Here is a 24868-nt window from a genome sequence, read left to right on the forward strand (position 1 = left end):
GGCAGGGAACATGACGGACGAATTGCCCAAAACGCACGCCGCGACAGGTGCGGCCGATGGAGACGCATCCGCGGCGGGCCGGCCGCTGCTGCGCATCGAGGGCGTCGTCAAAAACTTTGGCACTTTCCGCGCGGTGGATGGCGTCTCGCTCGACATCAAGGCTGGCGAATTCTTCGCGCTGCTCGGGCCCAGCGGCTGCGGCAAGACCACGCTGCTGCGCATGCTCGCCGGCTTTGAGGCGCCGGACGAGGGGCGCATCCTGCTTGGTGATAAGGACATCGCGCAGGCGCTGCCGCATGAGCGCCCGATCAATATGATGTTCCAGAATTACGCGTTGTTTCCGCATCTGTCGGTGCGCGACAACATCGCCTTCGGCCTGAAGCGCGCCGGCATGGCGCGCGCCGACATCGCCACCCGTGTGGCCGAGATGGTCGCCCTGGTGAAGCTCGAAGGGCTCGAGAAGCGCAAGCCAGATCAGCTCTCCGGCGGCCAGCGCCAGCGCGTGGCGCTTGCCCGCGCACTGGCGCGCCGGCCGCAACTGCTGCTGCTCGACGAGCCGCTCGCGGCGCTCGACAAGAAGCTGCGCGAGAATACGCAAGGCGAGCTGATGGAGCTGCAGCGCCGTCTCGGCATGACCTTCATCGTCGTCACGCACGACCAGGAGGAAGCCATGACGATGGCGAGCCGGATCGGCGTGATGAAATCAGGCAAGCTCGCTCAGGTCGCGAGTCCCCGCGAGCTCTACGAAGCGCCGCGCTCGCGCTGGATCGCGGAGTTCGTCGGCGACGTCAACCTGTTCGACGGCGAGACGAAATTGCGCGACGGTCATCGTCTGGTCATTGGCACGCGTGATGCGGGTACGTTGGTGGTGGCGGAGCCGCGCGAACCGGTCGGTGCGGGAAGATTCTCGATCGCGATTCGTCCCGAGAAGATCAAGTTGTCGCGGCGCGCCCCGGTGAGCGAAGCCGGTCGTGAAACCATGATCAACAGCCTGGACGGCGTGGTCGCGGAGATCTGCTATCTCGGCGGCACCACGACCTATAAAGTGAAGCTCGATACCGGCGGAATCGTACGGGCCTCGGTCGCCAACAGCGCCCGCCTGGATGTCGACGCCTATAGCGTGGGCCAGCAAATCGTCGCCTGGTTCACGCCGGATGATTGCGTGGTGCTGCCGTCATGAGCTCCCGCCGCATCTTCGCGCGCCCGGCGCGCTTTGCCGCGATCGCGCCCTATGTCTGGATGGTGCTGTTCTTCCTGGTGCCATTCGCCTTCGTGCTCAAGATCAGCCTGTCGCAGACGGCGATCGCACAGCCGCCCTACGAGCCGGTATTCGCGCTGACGGCGGGGTGGGATGCGCTCAAGGCGGCCTTTGCCGCACTGTCGATCGACAATTTCAGGCTGCTCGTCTCCGACGACATCTATGTGTTCGCCTATGCGCGCAGCCTCACCGTCGCTCTGACCGCGACTACGCTGCTGCTGCTGATCGGCTATCCCATCGCTTATGGCATGGCGCGGCTGCCGAAGAGTTGGCAGGCTGTGGCGATGGTGCTGGTGATCGTGCCGTTCTGGACCTCGTTCCTGATCCGCATCTATGCCTGGATCAACATCCTCCAGCACGACGGCCTGCTGAACCAGATCCTGCTGGCGCTACATCTGGTCAGCCAGCCCGTGGTCTGGCTCTCCACCGACAGCGCGATGTATATCGGCATCGTCTATTCTTATTTGCCATTCATGATCCTGCCGCTCTACGCCACGCTCGCCAAGATGGAGCCGGTGCTGGAGGAGGCGGCCTCCGATCTCGGCGCGCCGCCGTGGCAGGTGTTCTGGCTCGTCACCTTCCCGCTGTCGCTGCCCGGCGTCGGTGCCGGCGTGCTGCTGTGCTTCATTCCCATCGTCGGCGAATTCGTCATCCCGGACCTTCTGGCCGGCTCCAATTCGCTGATGATCGGCCAGACGCTGTGGCTCGAATTCTTCACCAACAAGGACTGGCCGGTCGCCTCTGCAGCGGCCACCGTGCTGCTGGTGGTGCTGCTGGTGCCGCTGCTGCTGTATGAGCGCCTCCAGAAGCGGCAGCTGGAACAGGGACGCTGACGCCATGCGCAAGGTCTCGCGCCTGTCCCGTTTCAACGTCGCCTCGCTCGCGCTGGGGCTGGCGTTCCTTTACTTGCCGATCCTCATCCTCGTCATCTATTCCTTCAATGCCTCGCGGCTGGTGACGGTGTGGGGCGGCTGGTCGCTGCGCTGGTATCACGAGTTCTTCAACGACCGCGCCATGATCGAGGCCGCCTGGATGAGTTTTCGCGTGGCGGTCTCCTCGGCGACCATCGCCACGCTGCTCGGCACGCTCGCCGCGGTCGCCTTGTCGCGCGGCGAGCGCTTCCGAGGCCGTACGCTGTTCTCCGGCATGCTCTACGCGCCGCTGGTGATGCCCGAGGTGATCACGGGGCTGTCGCTGCTATTGCTGTTCGTGGCGCTGAACGCCGAGCGCGGCTTCTGGACGGTGACGATCGCCCATACCACGCTGACGATGTGTTTCGTCGCCGTGGTCGTGCAGTCCCGCCTCGGCTCGCTCGATCGTTCGCTGGAGGAGGCGGCGATGGACCTTGGCTGCGACCCGGTGCGCGCCTTTCTTTCGGTGACGCTGCCGCTGATCGTCCCCGCGATCGTCGCAGGCTGGATGCTGGCCTTCACGCTGTCGCTGGACGATCTCGTGATCGCGAGCTTCACCACCGGCCCCGGCTCGGCGACATTGCCGATCCGGATCTATTCCGAGGTGAGGCTGGGCGTGAAACCCGAGATCAACGCGATCTGCACGCTGGTGATCGCCCTGATCGCGGTGGTGATCGTGATCGCTTCGCTCGCCTCAAAACTGTCGAGTTCGCAGGGCGAGAGCGCCGCGCCGCTGTAAGCGGGCGCGCTTCTCAGAAAGCAGCCAACACCCACTTGGCTCCGTCCGCGCGTAAGATGTATAGCTTGCCGCGCGCCAACACGGTCTGGAAATCGGTATTTCCCGTTCCGATGATGGCCTTGAGCTCGCTGCCGGCTGCATCGGCTTGTACGGTCAAGATCTGCCGTGGCGCCAGCTCGATCTTTTGTGAAACTCCCCCGACAACGAACTGGAAGCCGAGTGGCTGACCGGCGTCGTTGTAAAAGCCGACGCTGTTTGCTGCGACCACCGGCTCGGCGAGCGAGCGGACGGGAACGGTGAGACCTTGATTGCCATTCGGAGCCAGCCCTGTGGCTGTTGGAACGTGGCCCGGCGCAAGTCCGGGGACTTGGAGCGGCATCTGGGTCACATAGGGAGTCATCGGGGCCAGATCAGGCCTTATCGCGTTTCTCTCGATCGCGGTCTGCGGATTTGGGGCTCGCAAGCCAAGATTTCCAGGCGAGGCTGATTGAGCCGATGCCAACTGGGGCGCCGAAATCAGAATAAGGCCGGCGGTCGCTACTGCGGTGCGTAAGCAGTCCATGACGATGCCCTCTTGTCTAACGTTAACCTCTAGGTGCGGTCGCGGTGCCCGGCGGTGCCGCTTGATTGGGAGGAGCCGCGTTGGCAGCATTGAGGGCTGGCGGTTGGCCCTGAGGTTCTTCGGCCGCCCCGGCCGCCGACTTGCCGAAAATATACCCGACGATCGTGCCGAGGAGACTGAATACGGGTGCGGTCTGCGTGTCGGTGTAGCCGGCTACGATCAAGAACAACGCGGCAAAAACCACGACGAGAAGTAGGAAGGCCTTATAGAACTCCTGTGTGAGTTTGCCGATCGCCGCCATTACACACAGCAGGATTGCCATTGTGACCACCAATGCGATGGCGAGGCCGGTCAACCAGAATTCATAAGGCGTCTTGTAGGTGATGTAACCCTGTTGCTGCGCCGGCTTGCCGGTCCCCACGCTTGCGGGCGATTGTCCCGTCGGCGGCGGATTGGTAATCCGTTGATCTTGACTGACGTCTGAGGGCGTCGCGGTGGCGCTGGGGCTCGGATTGTCGGGAAGCTGTTGCGCACAAGCCAGGCCGCCGCAGAGAAGCATCAGCACGATGAGGGCAAATCTCGTCAGTCGGTGTAGCAGCATTTTGCTATCCGTCGGGCAATTGAATTGAAAAATACGCGGCACAGGCAATAAGTAGAGAATATCCTGCGCGCACACTTAGGTTGTCAATCCGATTCTTGCCTTTCTCCGCCCGGTCGGCAGGACTGGAGGTCTCATGAAGAGCTGGCTCGCTATCGCCGCCCATACCCCGCTATGGGTCTGGATCTTGTTCGCCTATCTGGTCTGGCAGGGTATCCAGTCGATGCAGCCACGCACGACGCCGATCTGGCGCGCGCTGATCCTGCCGGTCGTGTTCATCGTCTGGGGGATGTCTCGGATCGGCTTCGGGCCTCAGGGCAGTGCTTGGCCGCTGATCGCGTGGATCGCGGCCGCGCTGGCACTGCTGCTGCTGGGTGTGCTGACGCCGCGTCCTTTCGAGGTCGATCACACGACAGGTGAGATCATCCGCCAGGGCAGCGCGTTTGCCCTGATCCGCAACCTTGTCGTGTTCTCACTGCAATATGCGGTCGGCGTGATCTCGGTGATCGATGCGAGCGACCGCGCACTGGCAATCATCATCGGCCGCGCCATCTCGGGCGCGACCGCCGGCTACTTCATCGGCTCGACGATCGCGCTGGTGATGGCCTATCGACGAAAACGCACCCTCGGATGATCAGCGCGACCGGGGCGGACGTTTCGAGCCTCTGGTGCCTGTGGGACGCGGCCGCGTTGCGGTGGCTGCGACGGGGGCGGCATACCGCGCGCGCACTGCGCCCTGCACCGCCACCCCGAGCTGCCGCAGCGCCAGGGCGTCGAGCGGAAATTCCAGCAGAATATGGATCAGGCTCAGCGCCAGCAGGAAGGTAAAGCCGAACGCGTAGTCGTAGAAATAGAGCGCGGTGGAAGCTGCGCTGGCGGCGGCCATCGCCGCCAGCCGCGCCTTCGGGACCGCGGTCCAGCGGATCACGTCGGCTTTGATGAACCAGTTGAGGTAATGATAGGTATAGACGAAGGCGAGCAGGCTCGTCAGCCTGGTGTCGAGGACGAGGCCGGGCACGCCGAACAGCCGGCTGAGGGCCGGGCCGACATTGCCGAAATAGTCCTGTCCGACCCGGGCAAAGCTCGCGATCCGGATTTCAGCGGTTGGCGGCAGCAGCAGAATCGTAGCGATCGCGACGAGGTAGACAGCCACCAGCGCAGCCTGGACGCGGCTGCCGGATCGGTGCGCGCCGAGCACCATGAAGATCAGCGTGAACAGCGAGACGTGGATCAAGGTCGGAATCAGGATGCCGATCACGGCGAGCGAGGATCCGCTCGAATACATGAGCGCGGACAGTGCGATCGCCGTCATGAACAGCAACATGCTCTCGATCGCCGAGGTGGTGGCCGCAAGCATGGCGCAGACGATCAGCGCGCCCCACATCGCAAAGCCGAACCACGAGGCGTTGTCGATCAGGGCCGCGACCACGGCGATGATTGCGAGGGCTGCCGCAATCCCACGATGTGGCAGGTAATAGCTGCGGTCGTGCAGCCATGAAATCTCGGTGAAGTAGTGCGCCGGGCCGAGCACGACATAAGCCAGCAGCAACAGCTCGAACGGCATCAGATAGGCCGCCGCGAGCGCCAGCAGCATCAGGCCGAGATGGATCGCGTCGTTGCTGCGCATGATGCCGTGCCCTGCATTGGGGCACCGAGGTTAGAGCAGGCGTGAACAACCCGCAATTGTCCACCTTGTCGCTCGAACGTCCTGCTTGCGGCGACCCGATGCGTCCTGTCGCGTCAGGACTTCACCGCACCTGCCGTGAGCCCGCCCACCATGTAGCGGCGGAAGGCATAGTAGATCGCGGCCGGCGGCAGTGCGTAGATGAAGCCGGTCGTCATCAACAGCTCCCACGGCGAGTCGTCGGCGGCGAGGAAGTTGCCGAGCGCGACGGGCAGGGTGATCTCGCGGTCGTTCGAGAGCAGCAGGAACGCGTAGAGATATTCGTTCCAGGCCAACAGCACCGCATAGGTGCCGATCGCGACCAGCGAGGGCATCATCAGCGGCAGGTAGACCAGGCGGAAGATCTGAAGCGTCGTCGCACCGTCCATCACGGCGGCTTCGTCCAATTCGACCGGCAGCTTGTCGGAGGCCTGCTTGAGCACCCAGATCGCGTAGGGACTGGCGATGGTCACCATCGCCAGGATCAGCGACCAGTGATTGTTGAGCAGGCCGTAATTACCCATGGTGCGGTACATTGGCACGGCAAGGAATGCCGCCGGGATGAAATAGGTGAACAGCGCGAGGTTCATCACGACCCGCCCGCCGGGCACCTTCAGCCGCGAGATCGAGAACGCCGCGGCGGTGGCGATGAACAGCGTCAGCACGCCGACGGATGCCGCGATCACCAGCGAGTTCCAGAACTGTATGTAGAAGTCGCGCAGGAAGTAGTGCTGCTGCTTGAACACGATTTCGAAGTTGTGCAGCGTGGGATGGTCCGGCCACAGCTTGCCGGAGAATGCGTCCTCCTTCGGCGAGATCGCGAACAGGAACATGTGGTAGATCGGAATCATCGTCCAGAGGAAGACGGGAATGCCGATCAGCAGCAACCGCGCTTCGGTTGCGACTTCGCGCAGGGTAGGGAGCTTCATCGCGACAACCGTTTCATCATGAAGTACACGAGCGGCAGGACGAACGGCATTGCGCAGACGATCGATGCCATGGCCAGCGAGAGCTGGTCGAGCCGGAGATAGCGGATGCCGAGGGTCGACAGCACGTGCGTGAGGTCGGCCGGGCCACCGCCGGTGAGCAGATAGACGCTGTTGAAGTCGCCGAGCGTCCAGATCATCGAGAGCAGCGTGCAGGTGACGTAGAGCGTCTGCATCGACGGCCAGGTGATGTAGCGGAATTTCTGCCACCAACTCGCACCGTCGACCTCGGCGGCCTCGAACAGATCGTGCGAGATCGCAAGGCGGCCGGTGATCAGGATCAGCGTCCAGAACGGCAGCGACTTCCAGATATGCACCGCGATCGCCATGGTCAGTGCCACGGTCGGATCGTTCAGCCAGTTCGGGCCGTCATCGCCGGTCAGGGAGAAGATGAAATGGTTGACCATGCCCCATTCGGGATTGAGCATGAACCGGACCGACAGGATGGTCGGGATCGACGGCACCGCCCAGGGCAGGATGAAGATCACCGAGAGCCATTTGATCCAGGGGCGCTGCACGGCGAAGAAGCCGGAGAGGAATAGCGCGATCAGCATCTTGATGTTGATGCCGATGACCAGGAAGATCAGCGTATTGACCGCGGCACGCGCGAAGATCGGATCGTTGTAAAGCGCGACATAATTCGACGGGGCTCGCGCCAGCCACAGCCCGTAGCCGACGGGATAGACGACGAAGGCAAGGAAAACGAGCAGATAGGGCGCAAGCAGCACGATGCCCCAGACCTGCGCCGGGGTCAGCCGCGACGACAGGGGCGGGGCGGGGATTGCCTGGTCGCCAGAGAGCGTGATCGCCATTCTTTTCGGACTCTTCAAAGAGATGCCGGCCGCGAAACGCGGCCGGTGTTGTTCTTATACCTCTCCCCGCACAGCGGGGAGAGGGAAAGGATGATTCAGCCTGCGACCTGCTTGATGCGGGCGATCAGTTCGTCGACGGCCTTGTCGACCGGAACCTTCTCACTGACGACGCGATTCATCGCCTTCGCCCACACGTTCTCGTTGTTGAGGATCGTGAACTTCCAGTTCTTGGTGAAGTCGAACGCCGCGGTGCCGCCCTTGAACTGGGTGTAGACGGCCTTGCGGTGCTTGTCAGCCTGCCAGAACGGGCTTTCCTGGCTTTCCTTGGTCACCGGGAACCAGCGGCCGAGCGCACCCTCGATGTAGGGACGGACGTTCTCTTCCTGGAGCAGGAAGCTGATGAACTGCTTGGCCTCGGCCTTGTTCTTGGCCGCGGTGAAGATCAGTCCGGTCTTGACGTCGGAGCGGTAGCGGATGGTCGAACCATCCGGCGCCTTCGGGAAGGACGCCGTCACGATGTCCTGCTCATAGGCCTTCTTGCCGGCTTCGCGCTGTTCCGGCGTGAGCGCCTGGTTCTGGGAATCCTCGAACCACTTCGCGGCGATCGAGATCGTGAAATTGTGGGTCATCACGATGGTTTTGTTGTGGAAGGCGACGTTGTTGTCGGGATCCTTCCAGGTCGTGGAGGACGGCGGCGTGCAACCCTTGATGTAGGTGTCGGTGTAATCCTTCATCGCCTTGATCAGGTTCTCGCGAACCTTGGGATCGTCGACCGTGAGCTTGCCGTCGTCGTCGACCAGCTTGACGTGGTAGGCGTCCATGAAGGTGTAGAACGACTGGAAGGCGTCGGTGGATTCCACGCCCATCGGCTGGCCGACGGCATAGATGCGCTGGCCGGTAGCTTTGCGGATCGCCGGCTGCACCTTGTCGCACCAGAACGTCCAGTAGCCGGTCCAGTCGTTCGGGATATCGGTGAGCTTGAAACCGGACTTCTCCAGCATGTCGTTCCAGATCTGGACGTGCATGCTCTGCTGCTTCAGCGGGAAACCGTAATAGGCCTTCTTCTTGGTGACGTCGTTATAGAGGATCGACGCATCCAGCGTGTTCTGCACGAACCGGCCCTTGATCGGCTCCATCACTTCGGAGAGATCCTCGAGCTTGCCTTCATAGGCCCACTTGCCCTGCGCCTGCACGTCATAAGAGTCGGAATAGGCGACATCGGGCACGGTGCCGGCATCGAGCGCGGCGACCGTCTTCGGAATCATGTCCTGGATCGCGTATTGCGACAATTCGACCTTGATGCCGGTCTTGGCTTCGAACTTCTTGATCGTCTCGATCAGCGCGTCGTCTTCGGAGCGATAGAAGCCCTTGCCCCACCACACCGTGATCGTCTTCTGCTGCGCAAATGCGGGTGCAGCGGCTGCAAACAGCCCGGCCGCAGCGACCGCCAGTGATACTGCGCCAATAACCTTGGATTTCACGTTTTTCTCCCTCAAACGGCCGGTGTTTTTAACCGGTCGTATAAAACACTAGCCCATGCCGTTAACCCGATCTAGCGGCATGTTGTCAGACATAGGTCGTGGGGACGGGCCTTGCGGAGATGCTTAACGCGTGCATCGATCCAATCGCCGCATCAATTCGCGGCAATCAATTCGCCTTGTGCGTTCTGGCTTCGCCGGGCCATCCGCGACGTCAAACGCCGGATCGCCGAAAGACCGGCTGTTGTAAGCGGTGCGAGGACCGGGTGCAACGTGACAGGCACCCGCGCCACCGCCGCGGCCGTGGATCCAACATGCCTTTGAAGACATTACAGGGGCGATCCGAGGGGTTCCGGTTTGGCTCGGGAACAGTCTGGCGCCGTTCTGCGGGTGAAATGTCAGCGTCTGCGCTTTGGCCCCGTCGAAGTGGCATTCGAACTTGCCTCGGTTGATCGGGGCCGCGACCTGGCTTGCCCGCTCATCCGCAATGGAGAGCGCCATGCTTCGAGCAGCATCTTGAGAAACTGGCTGGCATGCGGCGATAGCGTCGCCCCGCGCCTGCGCACAATCCGATCGTCCGCGACACTTCCGGCTCGACCAGCCGAACGGTGTGAATGATCGGATGACCGGCGGCGGGCGTCGCGAGCCTCGGCAGCACGGCGATGCCCAATCCCTCCTCGACCAGACCAAGCGAGCCGGAGAGGTGCGCGACTTCATAGGACCAGTTCAGCTGCAGGCCCTGCCGCGCGAGCGCATTGTCGATCAGCGCGCGGTTGCCGCTGTTGCGACCGACAGTGATGACCCGGTGCGACACGATCTCCGACCAGCTCACCTGCTTGCGCGATGCTAGCGGATGGTCATGGCGGCAGGCCAGCACGAACGGGTCCTCAACCAATTTCTCGAATTCGATTTCGGCATGCGAAGCGCCGATGAAATTGATGCCGAAGTCGACTTCTCCACGCGCCACCGCTTCCAACCCCTCATTGGCGCCGATGTCCAGAATGCGGATGCGAATGCGCGGATAGGCTTCGGCGAACCGACCGATCGCTCGCGGAAGAAAATAGAACACCGCCGTCGGCACCGCAGCCACGGAGACCAAACCCGAACTTCGCGCGCCGATATCATGGATGGCGAGCACCGAGGTCTCGAACTCGTCGATGAGGCGGCGGACCTTCGGCAGGAAGTCGCGTCCCGTCATGGTGAGATTGACGTGGCGCGTGGACCGTTCGAGCAACGGCGCACCAAGGCTTTCCTCCAGCTTCTGAATGCGTCGGCTGAGCGCCGGCTGGGACAAATTCAGCGCCTTCGCGGTCCGGACGAAGCTGCCCATCTCCGCGACGGTGATGAACGCCTTGAGGTCGAGCAGTTCTGCGTTCATGCCAGGGCTCCATTATGTCGAATAGAGAAATAATACCTCAGATATTTGCATTTCACAAAATAGTTCGGACGGAGGATGCTCTGGTTCAGACGAGCATGTCTTCGAACGGAAGAACATCATGAACGATCAGATTGCCATTCCCTGTGTGGTCATGCGCGGTGGGACCTCGCGCGGACCGTTTTTCCTGGCCTGCGACCTTCCGGCCGACCCCAGCTCGCGCGACGCGGTGCTGTTGTCGGTAATGGGAGGCGGGCACGATCTCGGAATCGATGGAATCGGCGGCGACAATGCCGTGATCAACAAGGTCGCGATCATCGGACCGGCAACGGTGCCCGGCGCCGATGTCGACTACCTGTTTGCCCAGGTGAGGGTCCGTGAAGGGATCGTCGATACCTCGCCGAACTGCGGAAACATGCTTGCGGCGGTCGGGCCATTCGCAATCGAAGCCGGCCTGGTCGCCGCTACCGCAGATCGCACCCATGTGCGTATTCATAATGTCAACACCGGCAAGCTGATCGACGCGAAGGTCGCCACTCCGGGAGGACGGGTGACCTATGAGGGAGAAGCGCGGATCGACGGCGTGCCGGGAACGGCCGCGCCCATCGAACTGTCGTTCCCCAACGCCGCCGGCGCACGCACCGGCCGTCTGTTGCCGACAGGACGTCCGGTCGATCGCATCGGAGGGATCGACGTGACCTGCATCGACGCAGCCATGCCCGTCATGCTGGTCCGCGCGGCAGATCTCGGATGGACCGGCCGCGAGGCCCCTCCGGCCTTCGCCGACGGCGCCTTCCGCGGGCGGCTCGAACATTTGCGCATCGAGGCTGGACGCCGGATGGGTTTTCCGGATTCCGCGTCAATGGTGATTCCGAAGCCGGTTCTGATCGCGCCCGCAAGCGGGGCGACGTTGAACGTCAGGTACTTCATGCCGCACGACTGCCATAGCGCGCTGGCGGTGACCGGTGCCGTCGCGATCGCGACCGCCTGTGTGACGCCCGGGACGATCGCCGCAGAGATGGTTGGATGGCTGGCACCGCCGGTACCGATCACGCTCGCCCATCCCTCCGGCCGGCTCGTGGTTCGGCTCGAGCCCGGCCCGGTTGCCCGGGTGCAGCGGACAGCCCGGCGAATTCTGGAGGGCCATGTCTTCGCCCGTCGATCGCACGTCCCTCATTCGGTCCTGGCGGCCTGAAGCCGGACCGCTTTTCAAAGCCGTCAAGAATCAGAGCCATGAAAAATCAGAGCCATGGGAGAAACGGGAATGCAGAAGCAAGCGCTGGTCGGGCCCGAGAACGGTGAGACGCGAAAACCATTCTACCGGATCCTTTACGTCCAGGTGCTGATCGGTCTCATGTTGGGCGTCCTCACCGGCCATCTCTGGCCTGACTTCGGTGCCGCGCTGAAGCCCTTCGGCGACGGCTTCGTCAAGCTGGTCAAGATGATGATCGCACCGATCGTGTTCTGCACCATCGTCAGCGGTATCAACAGCATCAGCGATTCGCGCGAGGTCGGCCGCACGCTGGTGAAATCCATGGCGCTGTTCTACCTGCTGACCGTGCTCGCATTGCTGGCCGGACTGGTCGCCGTGTCGCTGATCCAGCCGGGCGTCGGCATGCATGTGTCCGTCAGCACGCTGGATCCGTCGGTGGCCGCGAAGTTCACCAAGCAGGCGAGTGCGACCGGATTTGCGGACTTCATGCTGCACATCATTCCGCATTCCTTCTTTGGCGCGTTTGCCGACGGCGAAGTGCTGCCGGTCCTGCTGGTCTCCATCCTGGTCGCCTTTGGCCTGAGCCGTGCCGGCGATGGGGGTGCGGTGGTGACGAAGGCCGTCGATTCCTTCTCTCAGGTCCTGTTTGTGTCCTTTGGCTTCGTCATGAAGCTCGCGCCGCTCGGCGCCTTTGGCGCCATGGCGTTCACGGTGGGCCGCTACGGCATTCGATCGATTGGCTCGCTCGGACTGCTGATCCTGACATTCTATATCGCCTGCTCATTCTTCGTGGTCGTCGTGCTCGGCACGCTGGCGCGGCTGAATGGCTTCAGCCTGTGGAAGACCATCCGCTACTTCAGGGAAGAGCTGCTGATCGTGCTCGGCACGTCATCGTCGGAACCGGCGCTACCCGGGGCGCTGCGCAAGCTGGAGCAGCTCGGATGCCGCAAAGGCGTGTCGGGACTCGTGTTGCCGATGGGCTATTCCTTCAATCTGGACGGCAGCGCCATCTATCTCACCCTGGCCTCCATCTTCATCGCGCAGGCCTGCGACATCCACCTGTCGTGGGGGCAGATCGCGGCGATGCTCGGACTGATGCTGCTGACGTCCAAAGGCGCGGCCGGCGTCACCGGCAGCGGCTTCGTCGCGCTTGTCGCGACCCTCTCCGTCATGCCGGATCTGCCCGTGACCGGCGTTGCGCTGCTCGTCGGCATCGACCGTTTCATGTCGGAAGCGCGGGCGCTGACCAGTATGATCAGCAACTGCGTCGCAGCCATCACCGTTTCGCTGTGGGAGGACGCTTGTGACCGAGAGGTGTTGACTCGCGAACTGGGAGGGAGTGGCTCTCTCAAGGTCGCGGCCGGATCGAAGATCGGCGGAGGAGCCGTGCTGCAGGGGGACAAGGCCTGGATTTCGACGACGCAATCGGCCGCTTGACGCCACCTCCGGGATGAAATCGGCCGCACTGCTCGATTCGGGTTTGCCAAGTCGCCGGCATGTCGAGCTTGTTGAGCTCGGGCTACCGAAATCCGCGAAGGCTGAGTTGATCAGCCTAGTTGGATTTGGCGTTCTCCTTCACGTTCTCTTTGGCGTTCTCCGCCGTCGGCGCTTCCGCCGGTGGAGGACGCTTTCCGCTGCCGGTGATGCGCTCGATCGCGGAGCGCACGGCGTCGCCCCCCTTGCGATCCTTCAGCATGTCGAGCAGCGGCGCGGAGGCCGGCGAGCGGCGGATCAGGCTTTCCGGATCGGGGAAGATCAGGGGATCGTCCCACGGGCCCTGCACCACGAATGGCAACTCGAACCCCGACGTGCTGTTGAGGCTCGCCACGCCCTTCATGTCGTATTCGCGCGTCGGCACCGAGGCGGTGCCGGTGAGCGTGATCTTGGCCGCCGGCCCTTCGACACGGATGTCCTCGGCGGTGGCGACCCCATCGGAGAATTTCACGGCGATGGTGAGATTGTTGTACGGCGTCGAACCGTTGCGGAAATTGCCGCCGCCCGACAGCGGTCGCCGCTCCAGGCGTTTCAGCAGCTGCTCGGCATTGAAGCCCGAGATCGCGCCGTCATGACCGGTGACGGTGGCGCTGCCGTCGAGCGACTGCACGAGGCCGAACGGGCTCGAGCCCGAGGCGAAGAGCGACACGTTGATGTTGCCGCGACCGGATAGCTTGCTGAGGCCGAACAGCTCGGTGGCGCAGGCCTGGAGGTCGACGTCGGTGAACTGGAATTGCGCCTTGATGTCGGCGACGGTGTCGGAGCGCGCGATGCCGAACGAGCCCTTGGCGATGCCGCCATAGACCTGGGCTTCGCCGACCGAGAGTGCGAGCGTGCCGTTGCGCAGATTGGCGCCGATCGCGGTGCGGCCGAGCCTGGTCGGCCCGACCGTCAGCTTTGCTGCCGACAGGCGCATGTCGAGATCGGTCGTCGACAATCCGTTGAGATCGAACAGCTGCCTGTTCCAGTCCCGCGCGCCGCTCGCGAGCAGCCGGAAGGTGGAAATATAAGGAGTGAAGTCGAGCGCGTCGGCGGCGAGCGTCGCCTGCAGCGTCTGCCGGCCGTTATTGGCGTAGGTCATGACGCCCTCGGCGGCATTGCCGTCTAGCTCGACATTGACGTTGGTGAGCGCGATCGAGGCGCCGACGACGTTGGCGCGCGCCTTCAGCACGAAGCGGCCGAAGCCGCCGCTGGCGGGTTGCGGCTGCCCGGTCCAGCGCAGCGCGTTGCGCAAGGAGGGGCTGTCGATCGTCAGCGTGCCTTCCATCATCGGGCTGGTGCGGTTGGCGACGCTGCCGTCGAAAGCGAGCTTGAGCGGTGCGCTGGCGATCCGCGCCTTCAAGCCCGAGCGCTCGCCGGAGAGGGCGGCGACGAAGTCGGAAAAGCTGATCGAGCCGTCGACACGCTCGCCGCGCCAGTCGAACTGTCCGGTCGCGGCGAAGGAGCGCGAGATCGAAGGCCAGGCCAGCGACAGGTCGATGTCCTCGAACTTCTCGGTGCCGTGCGTGGCGGCGTCCTGGTAGTCGAGCACGCCGTCCTGGATCCGGATTTCGGAGAACGAGAGCTGGTTTTCAGCCCCGGGCTTCATGGTGCGCGCGATGGTCTGGATGAAGGGCGTCCAGTTACTCTGGCCGTCCGGCTTCAGGCTGACATGGATGCGCGGCCGCAGCAGCGTCAGGTCGGCGATCTCGAACCGTTGCAGCAATAGCGGCAGCAGCCGCAGATTGGCGGTGAGCACGTCGACCTGGAGCGCGGGATCGCTGGTGCCGCCACCCTTGAGGCCGACATCACGGAAGGAGATGTAGCTCGCCGGCAGCACCGAGATGTCGATTGCGCCTGCGACAGTGAGCTCGAGCCCGGTGACGTCGCGGATCTGCGCTTCGACCGCCTTGCGCAGCGCGTCGCGGTTGATGAGCCATGAGGTCGCGATCAGGGCGATCAGCGCGACGCCGAGCAGCGCCGCGATCGGCGTCCCGAGGCGCTTCATTCCTTGGGCCATGGTCAATGGCATGTCCTGATCGGGTTGGTCGTTGGAGCCAGGAGGGCGGGTCGGGAAACCTGCGTGCCCACGCCCAACCCCCGCAACTTGATGGGTTTTCTTGTCGCTTTCAAGGCCGCGGACGGTTCTGCCCACGGTGTGGGCAGCTTCTATCACCCGGCCGCGGTGCGGAGAACCCCGTATCATTGACGGCTTTGGAGGATTTCGCCTAATAATCGCCGCCAATAGGGCGCGCCGCCTCCAAGCCGAAGGTTCAGTCGAAGGTTATTTGCATGAACAAGGTCTATCCCGACGCCAAGTCGGCTCTGTCAGGCATTTTGAAAGACAACATGATGATCATGTCGGGAGGCTTCGGCCTCTGCGGCATCGCCGAGGAGCTCTCGGATGCGATCCGCGAGTCCGGCGTCAAGGGCCTGACGGTGGTCTCCAACAATGCCGGCGTCGACGGCATCGGGCTCAGCCGCCTCTTGGAAACCCGGCAGATCAAGAAGATGATCTCGTCCTATGTCGGCGAGAACAAGCTGTTCGCCCAGCAATTCCTCGCCGGCGAGCTGGAACTCGAATTCAATCCGCAGGGCACGCTCGCCGAGCGCATCCGCGCCGGCGGCGCCGGCATTCCGGCCTTCTACACCAAGACCGGCGTCGGCACGCTGATCGCCGAAGGCAAGGAAGTGAAGGAGTTCGACGGCGAGAAATATCTGATGGAACGCGGCCTGTTCGCCGACCTCGCCATTGTCCACGCCTGGAAGGGCGACACCGCCGGCAACCTCATCTACCGCAAGACCGCGCGCAATTTTAACCCGATGATGGCGACCGCCGCCAAGATCACCGTTGCCGAGGTCGAGCATCTGGTTCCGGCGGGTGAACTCAATCCCGACCACATCCACACGCCCGGCATTTTCGTGAAGCGCATCGTCGAGGTCGGCACGGCCAAGAAGCGCATCGAATTCCGCAACACCCGCCCGCGTACCGCCGCTTAAGCGTATCAGGAGACACACATGGCCTGGACCCGTGAACAGATGGCCGCGCGCGCCGCGAAGGAACTGCGTGACGGCTACTACGTCAATCTCGGCATCGGCATCCCGACGCTGGTTTCGAACTTCATCCCCGACGGGGTCGATGTCAGCCTGCAGAGCGAGAACGGCATGCTCGGCATGGGCCCGTTCCCCTATGAAGACGAGGTGGACGCGGACCTGATCAACGCCGGCAAGCAGACGGTGAGCGAGCTGCCCTCGACCTCGTATTTCTCGAGCGCGGATTCCTTCGGGATGATCCGCGGCGGCCATATGGACCTGTCGATCCTCGGCGCCATGCAGGTGGCCCAGAACGGCGATCTCGCCAATTGGATGATCCCCGGCAAGATGGTCAAGGGCATGGGCGGCGCGATGGACCTCGTCGCCGGCGTCAAGCGCGTCGTCGTGGTGATGGAGCATTCGGCCAAGGACGGCTCCAAGCTCCTGAAGAAGTGCAATCTGCCGCTGACCGGCGAGCGCGTGGTCGACATGGTCGTCACGGATCTGGCGGTCTTCACCATCGACAAGCACGGTGACGGCGGCATGGCCCTGATCGAGCTCGCCGACGGCGTCTCGCTCGACGAGGTCAAGGCGAAGACCGAAGCCGAGTTTCGCGTGGCGCTGAAGAACACGTAAGGTCTTCGAGAATGGGGCGCGTATGACGATAAGGTCAGCGCGTCCCGAGGACGCTGCTTTCATCGCACGAACCATCCTGCACTCGATGCGCGGCTACCGGCCGCGGGGCTGGTTCGACGTGTCGCTCGGCTGGCCGGAAGCAGAGTGCCTCGATTTCATCGCACGCGTCGCCGTCGCACGCGCGGTGTCGATGTGGCATGTGTCGCAGTTCCTGGTCACCGAAATCGATGGCAGGCCTGCTGCTGCACTTTGCGCCGTGCCCGCGGCCGGCACCGGACCTGCGGCCTGGCGCGCGCTCGAAGAGGTCGGTCTCTCAACTGGGCTCACGGCGTCAGAGCTGGACGCCATCCGCCGGCGCGGCGCCTATTCGCGGACTTGCTGGGTCCAGGGCGGCGAGGGCGACTGGATGATCGAGCATGTCGCGACCGACCCTGCCTATCGTGGCCGCGGCCTGATGCAGGCGCTGATCGCGCACGCGCTGGACAAGGGGCGGGCAGCCGGGTTTGCCCGGACGACGATATCGTTCCTGATCGGCAACGAGCCCGCCGAGCGCGCCTACGCCAAGGCCGGATTTGTCTTTGCGGAGGAGAAACGCGATCCCGCGTTCGAGATGATCATCGGAGCTCCAGGCTTTCGCATGTTCGCGCGCGCGATTTGACGTGTCCGTAGCCCGCATGAGCGAAGCGATATGCGGGACCTTCCCGGGTGTCGCTTCGCTCACCCGGGCTACGCGGCGATAATCTTGGCTATGACCTCACCGCCCACACCTTGCTCCACCGCGCCGACACGCTCGCGACCCAGGAGGTCTCCTCGCGCACCAGGCGGAAGCCGAGATTGGCGGGCGGCACGCCCTGGGCGCAACCGCCGGCGCGGGCGTCGCGGATGAAATCGGTGACGTAGGCGCGGTGGGCGCCCTCGGCGACACGCACGCCGCAGTTCACCGTGGGTCGGCCGGCATTGCCGGCGGCGTCGACGCGCGACCGCACGAAGCAGGTCGAGGTCCATTCCCAGACGTTGCCGGCGAGATCCTCGACGCCGTGCTCGTTCGGGCCGAACTTGCCGAACGGATAGGCCGTGGTGTCGGAAAGGTCGCGTTCGGACTCGCGCTCATAGCGGCTGATCCAGCGCTTTGAAGGATCGTCGGCATCGACAGCGACGCCGTCGTCCTTGAATCTGGAGCCTGCTGCAAAGGCCCATTCCGCATCGCTCGGCAGGCGGTAATGGTGGCCTGTCTTGCGCGACAGCCAGCCTGCATAAGCCTCGGCATCGTGCCAGTTCACCTGCACCGCGGGACGATCGGCAGCGACCGTGACGTCGCGATCGAGCGCGCGGCAGGCGCCCTCCTGCACACAGAGCTGATAATCGGATGAGGAGACCTGATTTCGCATGATGTGGAGCGGCCGGTCGACGCGCATCGCGCGCAGCGGCGCTTCCGCCTGCTGCTCGCCGCGCGTGAAATCGCCGGCCTCGCGATAGGATAGACTGCCCGGCGCGACCCTCACGATCGCAGGCTCCGTCGCGGTGCCGCGGACCGTCATGTTCGAAACCAGCGGCGCCATCGCGATCGGTCCGGCGAGCCCGGCGGCGCAGGCGAGGGCCAGTTTGAGCTTGAATGCGATCAGCATGGTCATTCCCCGAAGAAAGAAGGGGCCGGTGATGACCGGCCCCTTGTCGCGTTTAGTTGGTGTTGGCAGCCGGTATTTCGGCGGGCGCCTTCACCTGCATCATCAGATCATCGTTCCACTTGCCTTCGACCTTGAAGTGCGCGGTGGCGCCGAGGTCGGCGGCTTCGATCAGGTTATGCGTGACGTAGGCGTAGATGCCGGGCTGCTGGAATTTGTACAGCGCGGCTCCCGCCGATCCGCCGCGGATGAACCAGGTCTCGAGCCCGACTTCCGGCGCATTGCCGAACTTGCCGGTCTCCCAGACGTAGTCGCCATGGCCGCCGATCAGGTGCGGACGGCTGTCGCGGTTGGCTTGCGAATGCACGATCAGCACGTTCTCGCCGACATTGGCCGTCAGCGCGTTCTTGCCGGTCAGCGCACCGGCCTTGCCGTTGAACACGACATGGGTCGGGATCAGCTTCTTCATCACCTCTTCGGTCTCGGTGAAGGCCTCGCCAGGCGATTCGTAGGACTTGAAGTTGCCTTTCTCGTCGCGGGGCACGTACATGTCCTGCTCGCCGATGTAGTAGACCTTGTCGTATTTCAGCGCGCGGCCCTTGCCGTCGTTGAGGCCGTCACGCGGCAGCACCATCACGGCGCCGTTCATGCCGGAGACGACGTGCCAGGGGATCATCGGGCCGCCCGGGGCGCAATGGTAGACGAACACGCCGGTCTTGGTTGCCTTCCAGCGCAGCACGACCTGCTCGCCGGGATTGACCAGAGTGAGCGCGCCGCCACCGAGCGCGCCGGTCGCGGAATGGAAGTCGATGTTGTGCGGCATGGAGTTGGTCGCAGGATTGACCAGCGTCGTTTCGACGTAGTCGCCCTCGTGCACGACCATCAGCGGACCCGGCATAGAACCGTTGAAGGTCATGGCCTGGAAGGTGGTGCCCTTCTCGTCGATGACGACCTTCTTCTCCTCGATCGTGAGTTTGAACTCGATGATCTTGGGGCCTTGCTTGGTCGCCTGCTCGTGCGCATGCACGAACGGCGGAGCGACCAGCTCTACCTTTTGACGCGGCAGTTTGAGATCGTCGCCAGCCAAAGCGGGGGTCGCCAGCATCAGAGCTGTCGCGGCGGCGCCGATCAATGCGACTCTGCGGGTGAACATCGGAAGCATCCTTCATCTGGAAAGGTTTTGATGACGGATGCAGTGTGCGCCTATCTCGGCAAGAGTGTTTGCGCTGCGACAAGGTTTTGCCGGATTCGGCTCCGCTACAGTACTTAGGTGCCTTAGCGGAGCAGAATCGGCGACACGACGTTGACGGCATCCTTTGGCGTGATGCGGATGTCGAGGCCGAGCGACCAGCGGCCTGACAGCGGTGCCGACATTCTGACGCGCCACTGATCGTTACCGACGCGTTCGGCGTTTGCGGTGATCGGCGCCACGCCATGCTCGGGATTGCCGAGCGTGACCGCGACTGCATCGGCACTCAGTGGCAACTCGTTCGCATCTTCGAGCTGGATCGCGATCTCGACCGGACCGGCGCGCCCGGGCGAGACCGTGACGTTGGCCATGGCTTTTTCTGCATGGAGATGCGTGAAGAAGCTCTCGTCCGCGTCGGATGTCGCGGCGGCAGGGACCGACGCCTGCTCCGCGCGATGCGCAGGCTCTGCGGCCGCCGTGGTCGCCATGCTTTCGGGAGCCTGTGCGCCGATGGCCTGCACGTCCAGCGTCACTTTCACCGCGCCGGCGTGCTCGAACGACAGCGTCACGGGCATCTGGTCGCCGGCATGAAGCGGCACATCGAGACCGATGAACATCAGGTGTCCGCCGCCGGGCGCAAGCGTCACGATCTGTCCGGGAGCGATGACAAGTCCCCTGTCGAGCGCGCGCATGGTCATGACACCGTCGTTGACGGTCATCTCGTGGATCTCTGTTCGAAGCGCATGCGCGGCCGATGCGGCCTGCAGTCGCTCCGGCGCGCGGCCCCGGTTCTCTATCGTCAGATAGCCGCCGGCGACCTTGGCTCCGCCGGGCGTCGCCCGGCTCCAGGCCCTGGTGATGACGAGGTCGCCGCTGGTCGTGTCGGCCGCGAAGGCCGGCACCCCGGCAAGGCATGTCAGGACGACCGCGCCGGCGAATGCACCCTTGGATGAGATCATGGTCGAGGCCTTCGCGAAGACGCCACTAGAAGAGAGATGTGGCAAGCCAGACCGTTGCCCAGATCGCCAGTGACAGCACGACGAAGATGGCGATGGCTGCGGCCAGAGCGCGCACGGTGCCGGCCGGGGCCGCTGCGAGCGGGGCCGGCCGGAAGTCGTCGAAACGCGGGATATGGCCGCGGACGTCGAGCAAGGAAAGAAGCAGTTCGAGTGCGAGAAGCCTCATGGGCAAACGCTCCGGATGGCGTGCGAATTGGCATGATCATGGCCCCGAAATGGCCGCTGCGCTTTGCGCGAGCGCAAGGTCTGCGGCACCCGGCCGACTTTGCGCAAGCGCAAGGTCACCCCCTCGGATCCGAGGTAGTGGGGTGTATTCCGTGATTTGCCGTGGTCTGCACACGGCGGAAATTTACGAATGGGTAAGACATGAGAGCTGATCTTGCGGCGAGCTACGGCGAAGAACGATTGCCACGCTACACGAGCTATCCGACCGCGCCGCATTTTTCGACGGCGGTCGGATCGGACGCCTACGCCCGTTGGCTGGCGGAGCTGCCGGCGGGCGCCAGCGCGTCACTCTATCTCCACGTGCCGTTCTGCCGCGAGATGTGCTGGTATTGCGGCTGCCATACCCAGATCGTGCGCCGCGACGAACTCATCGCCGGCTATCAGCGGACGCTTCGCAACGAGATCGAGCAGGTCGCCGAAACCATCGGGCGCCGCATCAAGGTGGAGCACATCCATTTCGGCGGCGGCACGCCGACGATCATGCAGCCGGAAGCTTTCGCCGAGTTGATGGCGACGATGCGCCAGAAGTTCTTCGTGCTGCCCTCGGCCGAGATCGCGGTCGAGATCGATCCCCGCACATTGACCGCCGACATGGTCGATGCCATGCGGCTCTCCGGCGTCAACCGCGCGAGCCTTGGCGTGCAGAGCTTCGATCCCGTGGTGCAGCGGGCGATCAACCGCGTGCAAAGCTTCGAGCAGACGGCTTCCGTGGTCGACATGCTCCGGCGCGCCGGCATCGAGGGACTCAATTTCGACCTGATCTACGGGTTGCCGCACCAGACCGTCGCGTCGTGTCTGGATACCGTCCGGCGCAGCCTCACGCTCGCGCCCGACCGCTTCTCCGTGTTCGGCTATGCTCATGTGCCAAGCTTCAAGAAGCACCAGCAGATGATCAACGAGGCTGTGTTGCCGGACGGCCTCGCGCGCCACGACCAGGCCTGCGCGATCGCGAATGCACTGAAGGAGGCCGGTTACGTGCAGATCGGGCTCGATCATTTCGCGCGGCCCGGCGACTCCATGGCCGTGGCCTTCGAGGAACGGACGCTGCGGCGCAATTTTCAGGGCTACACCACTGACAAGAGCGAAGTCCTGCTCGGTTTCGGCGCCAGCGCGATTGGGCATTTGCCGCAGGGTTACGTCCAGAACGAGGTGCAGATCGGCGCCTATGCGCAGAGCATCGCCGCCGGCCGTCTCGCCACCGCCAAGGGCTATGGGCTCACCGACGACGACCGGCTGCGCGCCGACATCATCGAACGCATCATGTGCGAGTTCAGCGCCGATCTGGGCGACATCTGCGCGCGCCATGGCGCGGAGGCGGCGGCGATGCTGAACTCGGCGGCACGTCTGAAGCCACTGATCTCCGACGGCATCGTGAGGTTGGACGGCAACCGCCTCGCAGTCGCAAAAGATTCCCGCTTCCTGGTCCGCAGCGTCGCGGCCGCGTTCGACGCGCATCTCAATCCGGCGAAGCAGCTGCACAGCCGGGCTGTGTAGCTGGTCATTCCGGGCCACGCGAAGCGCGAGCCCGGAATCCATTCCTCCATGTCATCCGCTGCACGATGGATTCCGGGCTCGCGCCAAAAGGCGCGCCCCGGAATGACGGCGGAGGAACGGGCGACAGCTTGCGCTCCAACAAAGAAACTCAGGTCACCTCCGTTATCGTCGTGTCGGAACGGAGTTGCCCATGTCTTTCGGATCCGACGATCTGGTCGATGACATCATGCGTACCGCGCCGCACACGATCCGCGTGTTTCTGGCCTTCAGGATGGCTTGTGTCGGTTGCCCTATCGCAACCTTCCACACGGTGGATGATGCCTGCCGCGAGCATGGCATCGACCGCGACAAATTCCTCGCCGCGTTGTGCGATTGCGTGCCGGCGTGAAGCAGTGTCGAATTCGCGCGGGCGCGCGCGGATTCCCGGGTGAGGGACGGCTTTCGCCGTAAGCGGAAGCGCCCCTCACCCCTATCTCGATCCCTATCCTGGTCCCTATCTTGGGCGGAGACGCCCCGGTGCGGCTGTGTCACGCCGCGCCGCTGTCGGCACTCCGCTCTGCCAACACGACGATCCTGTGCGGATCGCGCAGGATGATGCGCTGACGGCCGCTCTCGACGAGGCCTTGGCTCTCCCAGCCGCTCAGGATGCGGCTGACGGTGTGCAGCGTGGTGCCGGTCATCTGCGCGATGTCCTGGCGGCTGATCGGGAAGTCGATCTCGATGCCGTGGTCGAGCTTCTTGCCGGACTGTTTGGCGAGACGCAGCAGCGCATGGGCGACGCGCTGCTCGACCTGCTGGGTCGACATTTCCAGGATGCGGGTGTGGCTCTCCTGGAGGCGCGCGCCGACGGTCTGGAGCGTGTTGGCGGCCAGCGAGGGAAATCGCTCGACCAGCCGCGGCCAGGCCGAGGTTGGCCATATCAGCACCACGCTGTCATCGACAGCGATCGCGGTCGCCGGATACTGCACGGCTCCGATCGCCATGGCGAGCCCGAACGTTTCGCCGGGCGCGACGTAGCGGACCACGATCTGCTCGCCGGTCGGCGTGGTCTTGGCCGCGCGGACATGGCCGTGCAGCAGCAGGAAGAAGGACTGCGCATCCGCCCCCTGCTCGAAAATGGCGCTGTTCTTGGGATAGCGCGCCGAACGGGCCTCACGCAGGATCTCATCCAGAGCTTCCGGCGTGACCCCGGCAAACAGCGGCAAATGCGCAACCAGCGATGTGTCGACCTTGGCCATTCTGCCTCCTTGGCATCAGGGAGTGTGATGGCACCTGCAATCGTCCGATAGTTTGCGATAGCGCAAAACGGGACGGCTGAGTGGCAGTATTTTTCCAGACAACGGACTGAATTTTATTGGAGTTGACCCCATGGCTGGCGCCCGATCCCGCAACTTTGAGGGCTGGCCGCTGTTTGCGAACAGTTTTCGGCCCTTTTTCCTGCTCGCCGCGATCCAGGCGGGGCTGTCGATCCTGGCCTGGCTGCCGATGTTCTACGGTGAATTGTCGGTGAGTTCCGCATTCGCGCCGCGCGACTGGCACGTCCACGAGATGCTCTATGGCTTCCTGCCGGCTGTCATCACCGGGTTCCTGTTCACGGCCATCCCGAACTGGACCGGGCGGCTGCCGATCCAGGGCACCTCGCTGGGGGCGTTAGTGATGGTCTGGCTTGCCGGGCGTATCGCGGTGACGTTGTCGGCCGATACCGGCTGGGCGTTTGCGCTTCTCGTCGATGCCGCCTTCCTGGCGCTGGTCGTCGCCGCCGCGGCGCGCGAGATCATCGCAGGCGGCAACTGGCGCAACCTGCCCGTGGTGGCGCTGGTGTCCGTTCTGCTCGCCGGCAACGTCGCTTTTCATCTCGAGGCGCACTACCAGGGCGCGGCCGATGTCAGCATCCGCGTCGGCGTCGGTGTGGTCATGCTGCTGATCTCGCTGATCGGAGGCCGCATCATTCCGAGCTTTACCCGCAACTGGCTGGTCAAGTTCAATCCCGGCCGCCTGCCGGTGCCGTTCGGACGCTTCGACGGCGCAGTGATCGGATGCAGCGCGCTCGCGCTCATCTTCTGGATCGTGGCGCCGCTGAATGCCGTCACCGGTGTCCTGATGGCGTTGGTCGGCGGGCTGCATCTGGTGCGGCTTGCGCGCTGGGCCGGTGATCGCACGTTTGGCGAGCGACTGCTGGTGATCCTGCATATTGGCTACGTCTTCGTGCCTCTCGGCTTCATCCTACACGCCGTCGCTGTTTTCGGAGCGCTGCCGCCAAGCGCCGGCATCCACGCCTGGATGGCGGGCGCGGCGGGAACCATGACACTGGCGGTGATGACCCGCGCGAGCCTCGGCCATACCGGACAGGCGTTGACCGCTTCGCCGGCGACGCAGGCAATCTATGCTGCGATCATCATCGCGGCCCTGGCCCGGGTCGCCGCCGTGGTGTTGCCCGCGCATAGCGATGTGTTGTTGCACATCGCCGCCTGCGGTTGGCTCGTCGCGTTCCTCGGATTTGCCGTCGCGTTCGGCCCGCTGCTCGCCGGCAGCCGGCGGCGTGCCCTCGCCACGATGGGCGTGCCTGCTCCGGCGCGCTGATA

At 63.9% G+C, this 24868-nt stretch carries 24 protein-coding genes and 1 pseudogene; 12 read left to right on the forward strand and 13 right to left on the reverse strand.

Annotation, left to right across the window (positions count from 1 at the left end; all coding sequences use genetic code 11):
* The first annotated feature begins 10 nt into the window (after positions 1 to 10).
* The 3 genes from A3AS_RS0111940 to A3AS_RS0111950 are packed head-to-tail and all read left to right on the forward strand — an operon-like array spanning position 11 to position 2908.
* Entirely contained in the window at positions 11 to 1180 is a 1170-nt protein-coding gene (locus tag A3AS_RS0111940; protein ID WP_018317820.1) for an ABC transporter ATP-binding protein, read from the forward strand.
* Positions 1177 to 2091 carry an ABC transporter permease gene (locus A3AS_RS0111945; RefSeq protein WP_018317821.1) on the forward strand — a complete coding sequence of 305 codons (915 nt, stop codon included), beginning with the start codon at positions 1177 to 1179 and terminating at the stop codon, positions 2089 to 2091. The genes A3AS_RS0111940 and A3AS_RS0111945 overlap by 4 nt, the downstream gene beginning before the upstream one ends.
* Before the next feature lie 4 nt (positions 2092 to 2095).
* The gene (locus tag A3AS_RS0111950; RefSeq protein ID WP_018317822.1) at positions 2096 to 2908 is read left to right on the forward strand and encodes an ABC transporter permease; all 813 of its coding nucleotides are present in this window, start codon (positions 2096 to 2098) and stop codon (positions 2906 to 2908) included.
* Between the two features lie 13 nt (positions 2909 to 2921).
* Here A3AS_RS0111950 and A3AS_RS0111955 read toward each other — a convergent pair whose 3' ends face one another.
* Both A3AS_RS0111955 and A3AS_RS0111960 read right to left on the reverse strand, forming a co-directional pair.
* Complete coding sequence (locus A3AS_RS0111955) at positions 2922 to 3308, reverse strand: hypothetical protein (RefSeq protein WP_018317823.1); 387 nt, start codon at positions 3306 to 3308, stop codon at positions 2922 to 2924.
* 184 nt (positions 3309 to 3492) lie between these two features.
* Positions 3493 to 4146 (reverse strand): hypothetical protein, encoded by a 654-nt coding sequence (locus A3AS_RS0111960; RefSeq protein ID WP_245283190.1) that lies wholly within the window; start codon positions 4144 to 4146, stop codon positions 3493 to 3495.
* Positions 4147 to 4204: 58 nt separating this feature from the next.
* On the opposite strand from A3AS_RS0111960, the gene A3AS_RS0111965 reads away from it, so the two are divergent.
* Positions 4205 to 4702 carry a DUF6622 family protein gene (locus A3AS_RS0111965; protein ID WP_018317825.1) on the forward strand — a complete coding sequence of 166 codons (498 nt, stop codon included), beginning with the start codon at positions 4205 to 4207 and terminating at the stop codon, positions 4700 to 4702.
* Here the strand turns inward: A3AS_RS0111965 and A3AS_RS0111970 are convergent, their stop codons facing one another.
* From A3AS_RS0111970 to A3AS_RS0111990, 5 genes and pseudogenes are all read right to left on the reverse strand, one after another.
* A complete protein-coding gene (locus A3AS_RS0111970) occupies positions 4703 to 5695 on the reverse strand; it encodes a hypothetical protein (RefSeq protein WP_018317826.1) in 993 nt (330 codons plus the stop codon). It abuts the gene before it with no gap.
* Positions 5696 to 5808: 113 nt separating this feature from the next.
* Positions 5809 to 6660 carry a carbohydrate ABC transporter permease gene (locus tag A3AS_RS0111975; protein WP_018317827.1) on the reverse strand — a complete coding sequence of 284 codons (852 nt, stop codon included), beginning with the start codon at positions 6658 to 6660 and terminating at the stop codon, positions 5809 to 5811.
* Entirely contained in the window at positions 6657 to 7529 is an 873-nt protein-coding gene (locus A3AS_RS0111980) for a carbohydrate ABC transporter permease (protein ID WP_018317828.1), read from the reverse strand. Before A3AS_RS0111980 ends, A3AS_RS0111975 begins: the two co-directional genes overlap by 4 nt.
* A gap of 95 nt (positions 7530 to 7624) precedes the next feature.
* Positions 7625 to 9010 (reverse strand): ABC transporter substrate-binding protein, encoded by a 1386-nt coding sequence (locus A3AS_RS0111985; protein ID WP_018317829.1) that lies wholly within the window; start codon positions 9008 to 9010, stop codon positions 7625 to 7627.
* Positions 9011 to 9405: 395 nt separating this feature from the next.
* Positions 9406 to 10385: pseudogene (locus A3AS_RS0111990) on the reverse strand (LysR family transcriptional regulator).
* A gap of 118 nt (positions 10386 to 10503) precedes the next feature.
* On the opposite strand from A3AS_RS0111990, the gene A3AS_RS0111995 reads away from it, so the two are divergent.
* Positions 10504 to 11577, forward strand: a complete 1074-nt coding sequence (locus A3AS_RS0111995; RefSeq protein ID WP_018317830.1) for a 4-oxalomesaconate tautomerase — start codon at positions 10504 to 10506, stop codon at positions 11575 to 11577.
* A 69-nt stretch (positions 11578 to 11646) separates the two neighbouring features.
* Entirely contained in the window at positions 11647 to 13032 is a 1386-nt protein-coding gene (gene dctA / locus A3AS_RS0112000; protein ID WP_018317831.1) for a C4-dicarboxylate transporter DctA, read from the forward strand.
* A gap of 115 nt (positions 13033 to 13147) precedes the next feature.
* Here the strand turns inward: dctA and A3AS_RS0112005 are convergent, their stop codons facing one another.
* Positions 13148 to 15088 (reverse strand): AsmA family protein, encoded by a 1941-nt coding sequence (locus tag A3AS_RS0112005; RefSeq protein ID WP_018317832.1) that lies wholly within the window; start codon positions 15086 to 15088, stop codon positions 13148 to 13150.
* 272 nt (positions 15089 to 15360) lie between these two features.
* Between A3AS_RS0112005 and A3AS_RS0112010 the strand changes: the two genes are divergently transcribed.
* From A3AS_RS0112010 to A3AS_RS0112020, 3 genes are read left to right on the forward strand one after another with little or no spacing between them, the layout of a single operon-like run.
* A complete protein-coding gene (locus A3AS_RS0112010; protein WP_018317833.1) occupies positions 15361 to 16068 on the forward strand; it encodes a CoA transferase subunit A in 708 nt (235 codons plus the stop codon).
* 18 nt (positions 16069 to 16086) lie between these two features.
* Positions 16087 to 16737 carry a 3-oxoacid CoA-transferase subunit B gene (locus A3AS_RS0112015; RefSeq protein WP_011089829.1) on the forward strand — a complete coding sequence of 217 codons (651 nt, stop codon included), beginning with the start codon at positions 16087 to 16089 and terminating at the stop codon, positions 16735 to 16737.
* 22 nt (positions 16738 to 16759) lie between these two features.
* Positions 16760 to 17395 carry a GNAT family N-acetyltransferase gene (locus tag A3AS_RS0112020; RefSeq protein ID WP_018317834.1) on the forward strand — a complete coding sequence of 212 codons (636 nt, stop codon included), beginning with the start codon at positions 16760 to 16762 and terminating at the stop codon, positions 17393 to 17395.
* 88 nt (positions 17396 to 17483) lie between these two features.
* Here the strand turns inward: A3AS_RS0112020 and A3AS_RS0112025 are convergent, their stop codons facing one another.
* From A3AS_RS0112025 to A3AS_RS0112040, 4 genes are all read right to left on the reverse strand, one after another.
* The gene (locus A3AS_RS0112025) at positions 17484 to 18362 is read right to left on the reverse strand and encodes an SUMF1/EgtB/PvdO family nonheme iron enzyme (RefSeq protein WP_026201912.1); all 879 of its coding nucleotides are present in this window, start codon (positions 18360 to 18362) and stop codon (positions 17484 to 17486) included.
* A 52-nt stretch (positions 18363 to 18414) separates the two neighbouring features.
* Positions 18415 to 19512, reverse strand: a complete 1098-nt coding sequence (gene nirK, locus A3AS_RS0112030; protein WP_026201913.1) for a copper-containing nitrite reductase — start codon at positions 19510 to 19512, stop codon at positions 18415 to 18417.
* Positions 19513 to 19634: 122 nt separating this feature from the next.
* The gene (locus A3AS_RS49990) at positions 19635 to 20507 is read right to left on the reverse strand and encodes a copper chaperone PCu(A)C (protein ID WP_063707559.1); all 873 of its coding nucleotides are present in this window, start codon (positions 20505 to 20507) and stop codon (positions 19635 to 19637) included.
* A gap of 25 nt (positions 20508 to 20532) precedes the next feature.
* The gene (locus A3AS_RS0112040; protein ID WP_018317837.1) at positions 20533 to 20733 is read right to left on the reverse strand and encodes a hypothetical protein; all 201 of its coding nucleotides are present in this window, start codon (positions 20731 to 20733) and stop codon (positions 20533 to 20535) included.
* A gap of 200 nt (positions 20734 to 20933) precedes the next feature.
* On the opposite strand from A3AS_RS0112040, the gene hemN reads away from it, so the two are divergent.
* Positions 20934 to 22286 (forward strand): oxygen-independent coproporphyrinogen III oxidase, encoded by a 1353-nt coding sequence (gene hemN, locus A3AS_RS0112045; RefSeq protein WP_018317838.1) that lies wholly within the window; start codon positions 20934 to 20936, stop codon positions 22284 to 22286.
* A 190-nt stretch (positions 22287 to 22476) separates the two neighbouring features.
* A complete protein-coding gene (locus A3AS_RS0112050; protein ID WP_018317839.1) occupies positions 22477 to 22674 on the forward strand; it encodes a DUF1858 domain-containing protein in 198 nt (65 codons plus the stop codon).
* 139 nt (positions 22675 to 22813) lie between these two features.
* Here the strand turns inward: A3AS_RS0112050 and A3AS_RS0112055 are convergent, their stop codons facing one another.
* The gene (locus tag A3AS_RS0112055) at positions 22814 to 23524 is read right to left on the reverse strand and encodes a Crp/Fnr family transcriptional regulator (RefSeq protein ID WP_018317840.1); all 711 of its coding nucleotides are present in this window, start codon (positions 23522 to 23524) and stop codon (positions 22814 to 22816) included.
* Positions 23525 to 23654: 130 nt separating this feature from the next.
* Between A3AS_RS0112055 and A3AS_RS0112060 the strand changes: the two genes are divergently transcribed.
* A complete protein-coding gene (locus tag A3AS_RS0112060) occupies positions 23655 to 24866 on the forward strand; it encodes an NnrS family protein (RefSeq protein ID WP_018317841.1) in 1212 nt (403 codons plus the stop codon).
* Positions 24867 to 24868: the final 2 nt, after the last annotated feature.

The organism is Bradyrhizobium sp. WSM2793 (assembly GCF_000379585.1).
Taxonomy (GTDB): Bacteria; Pseudomonadota; Alphaproteobacteria; order Rhizobiales; family Xanthobacteraceae; genus Bradyrhizobium.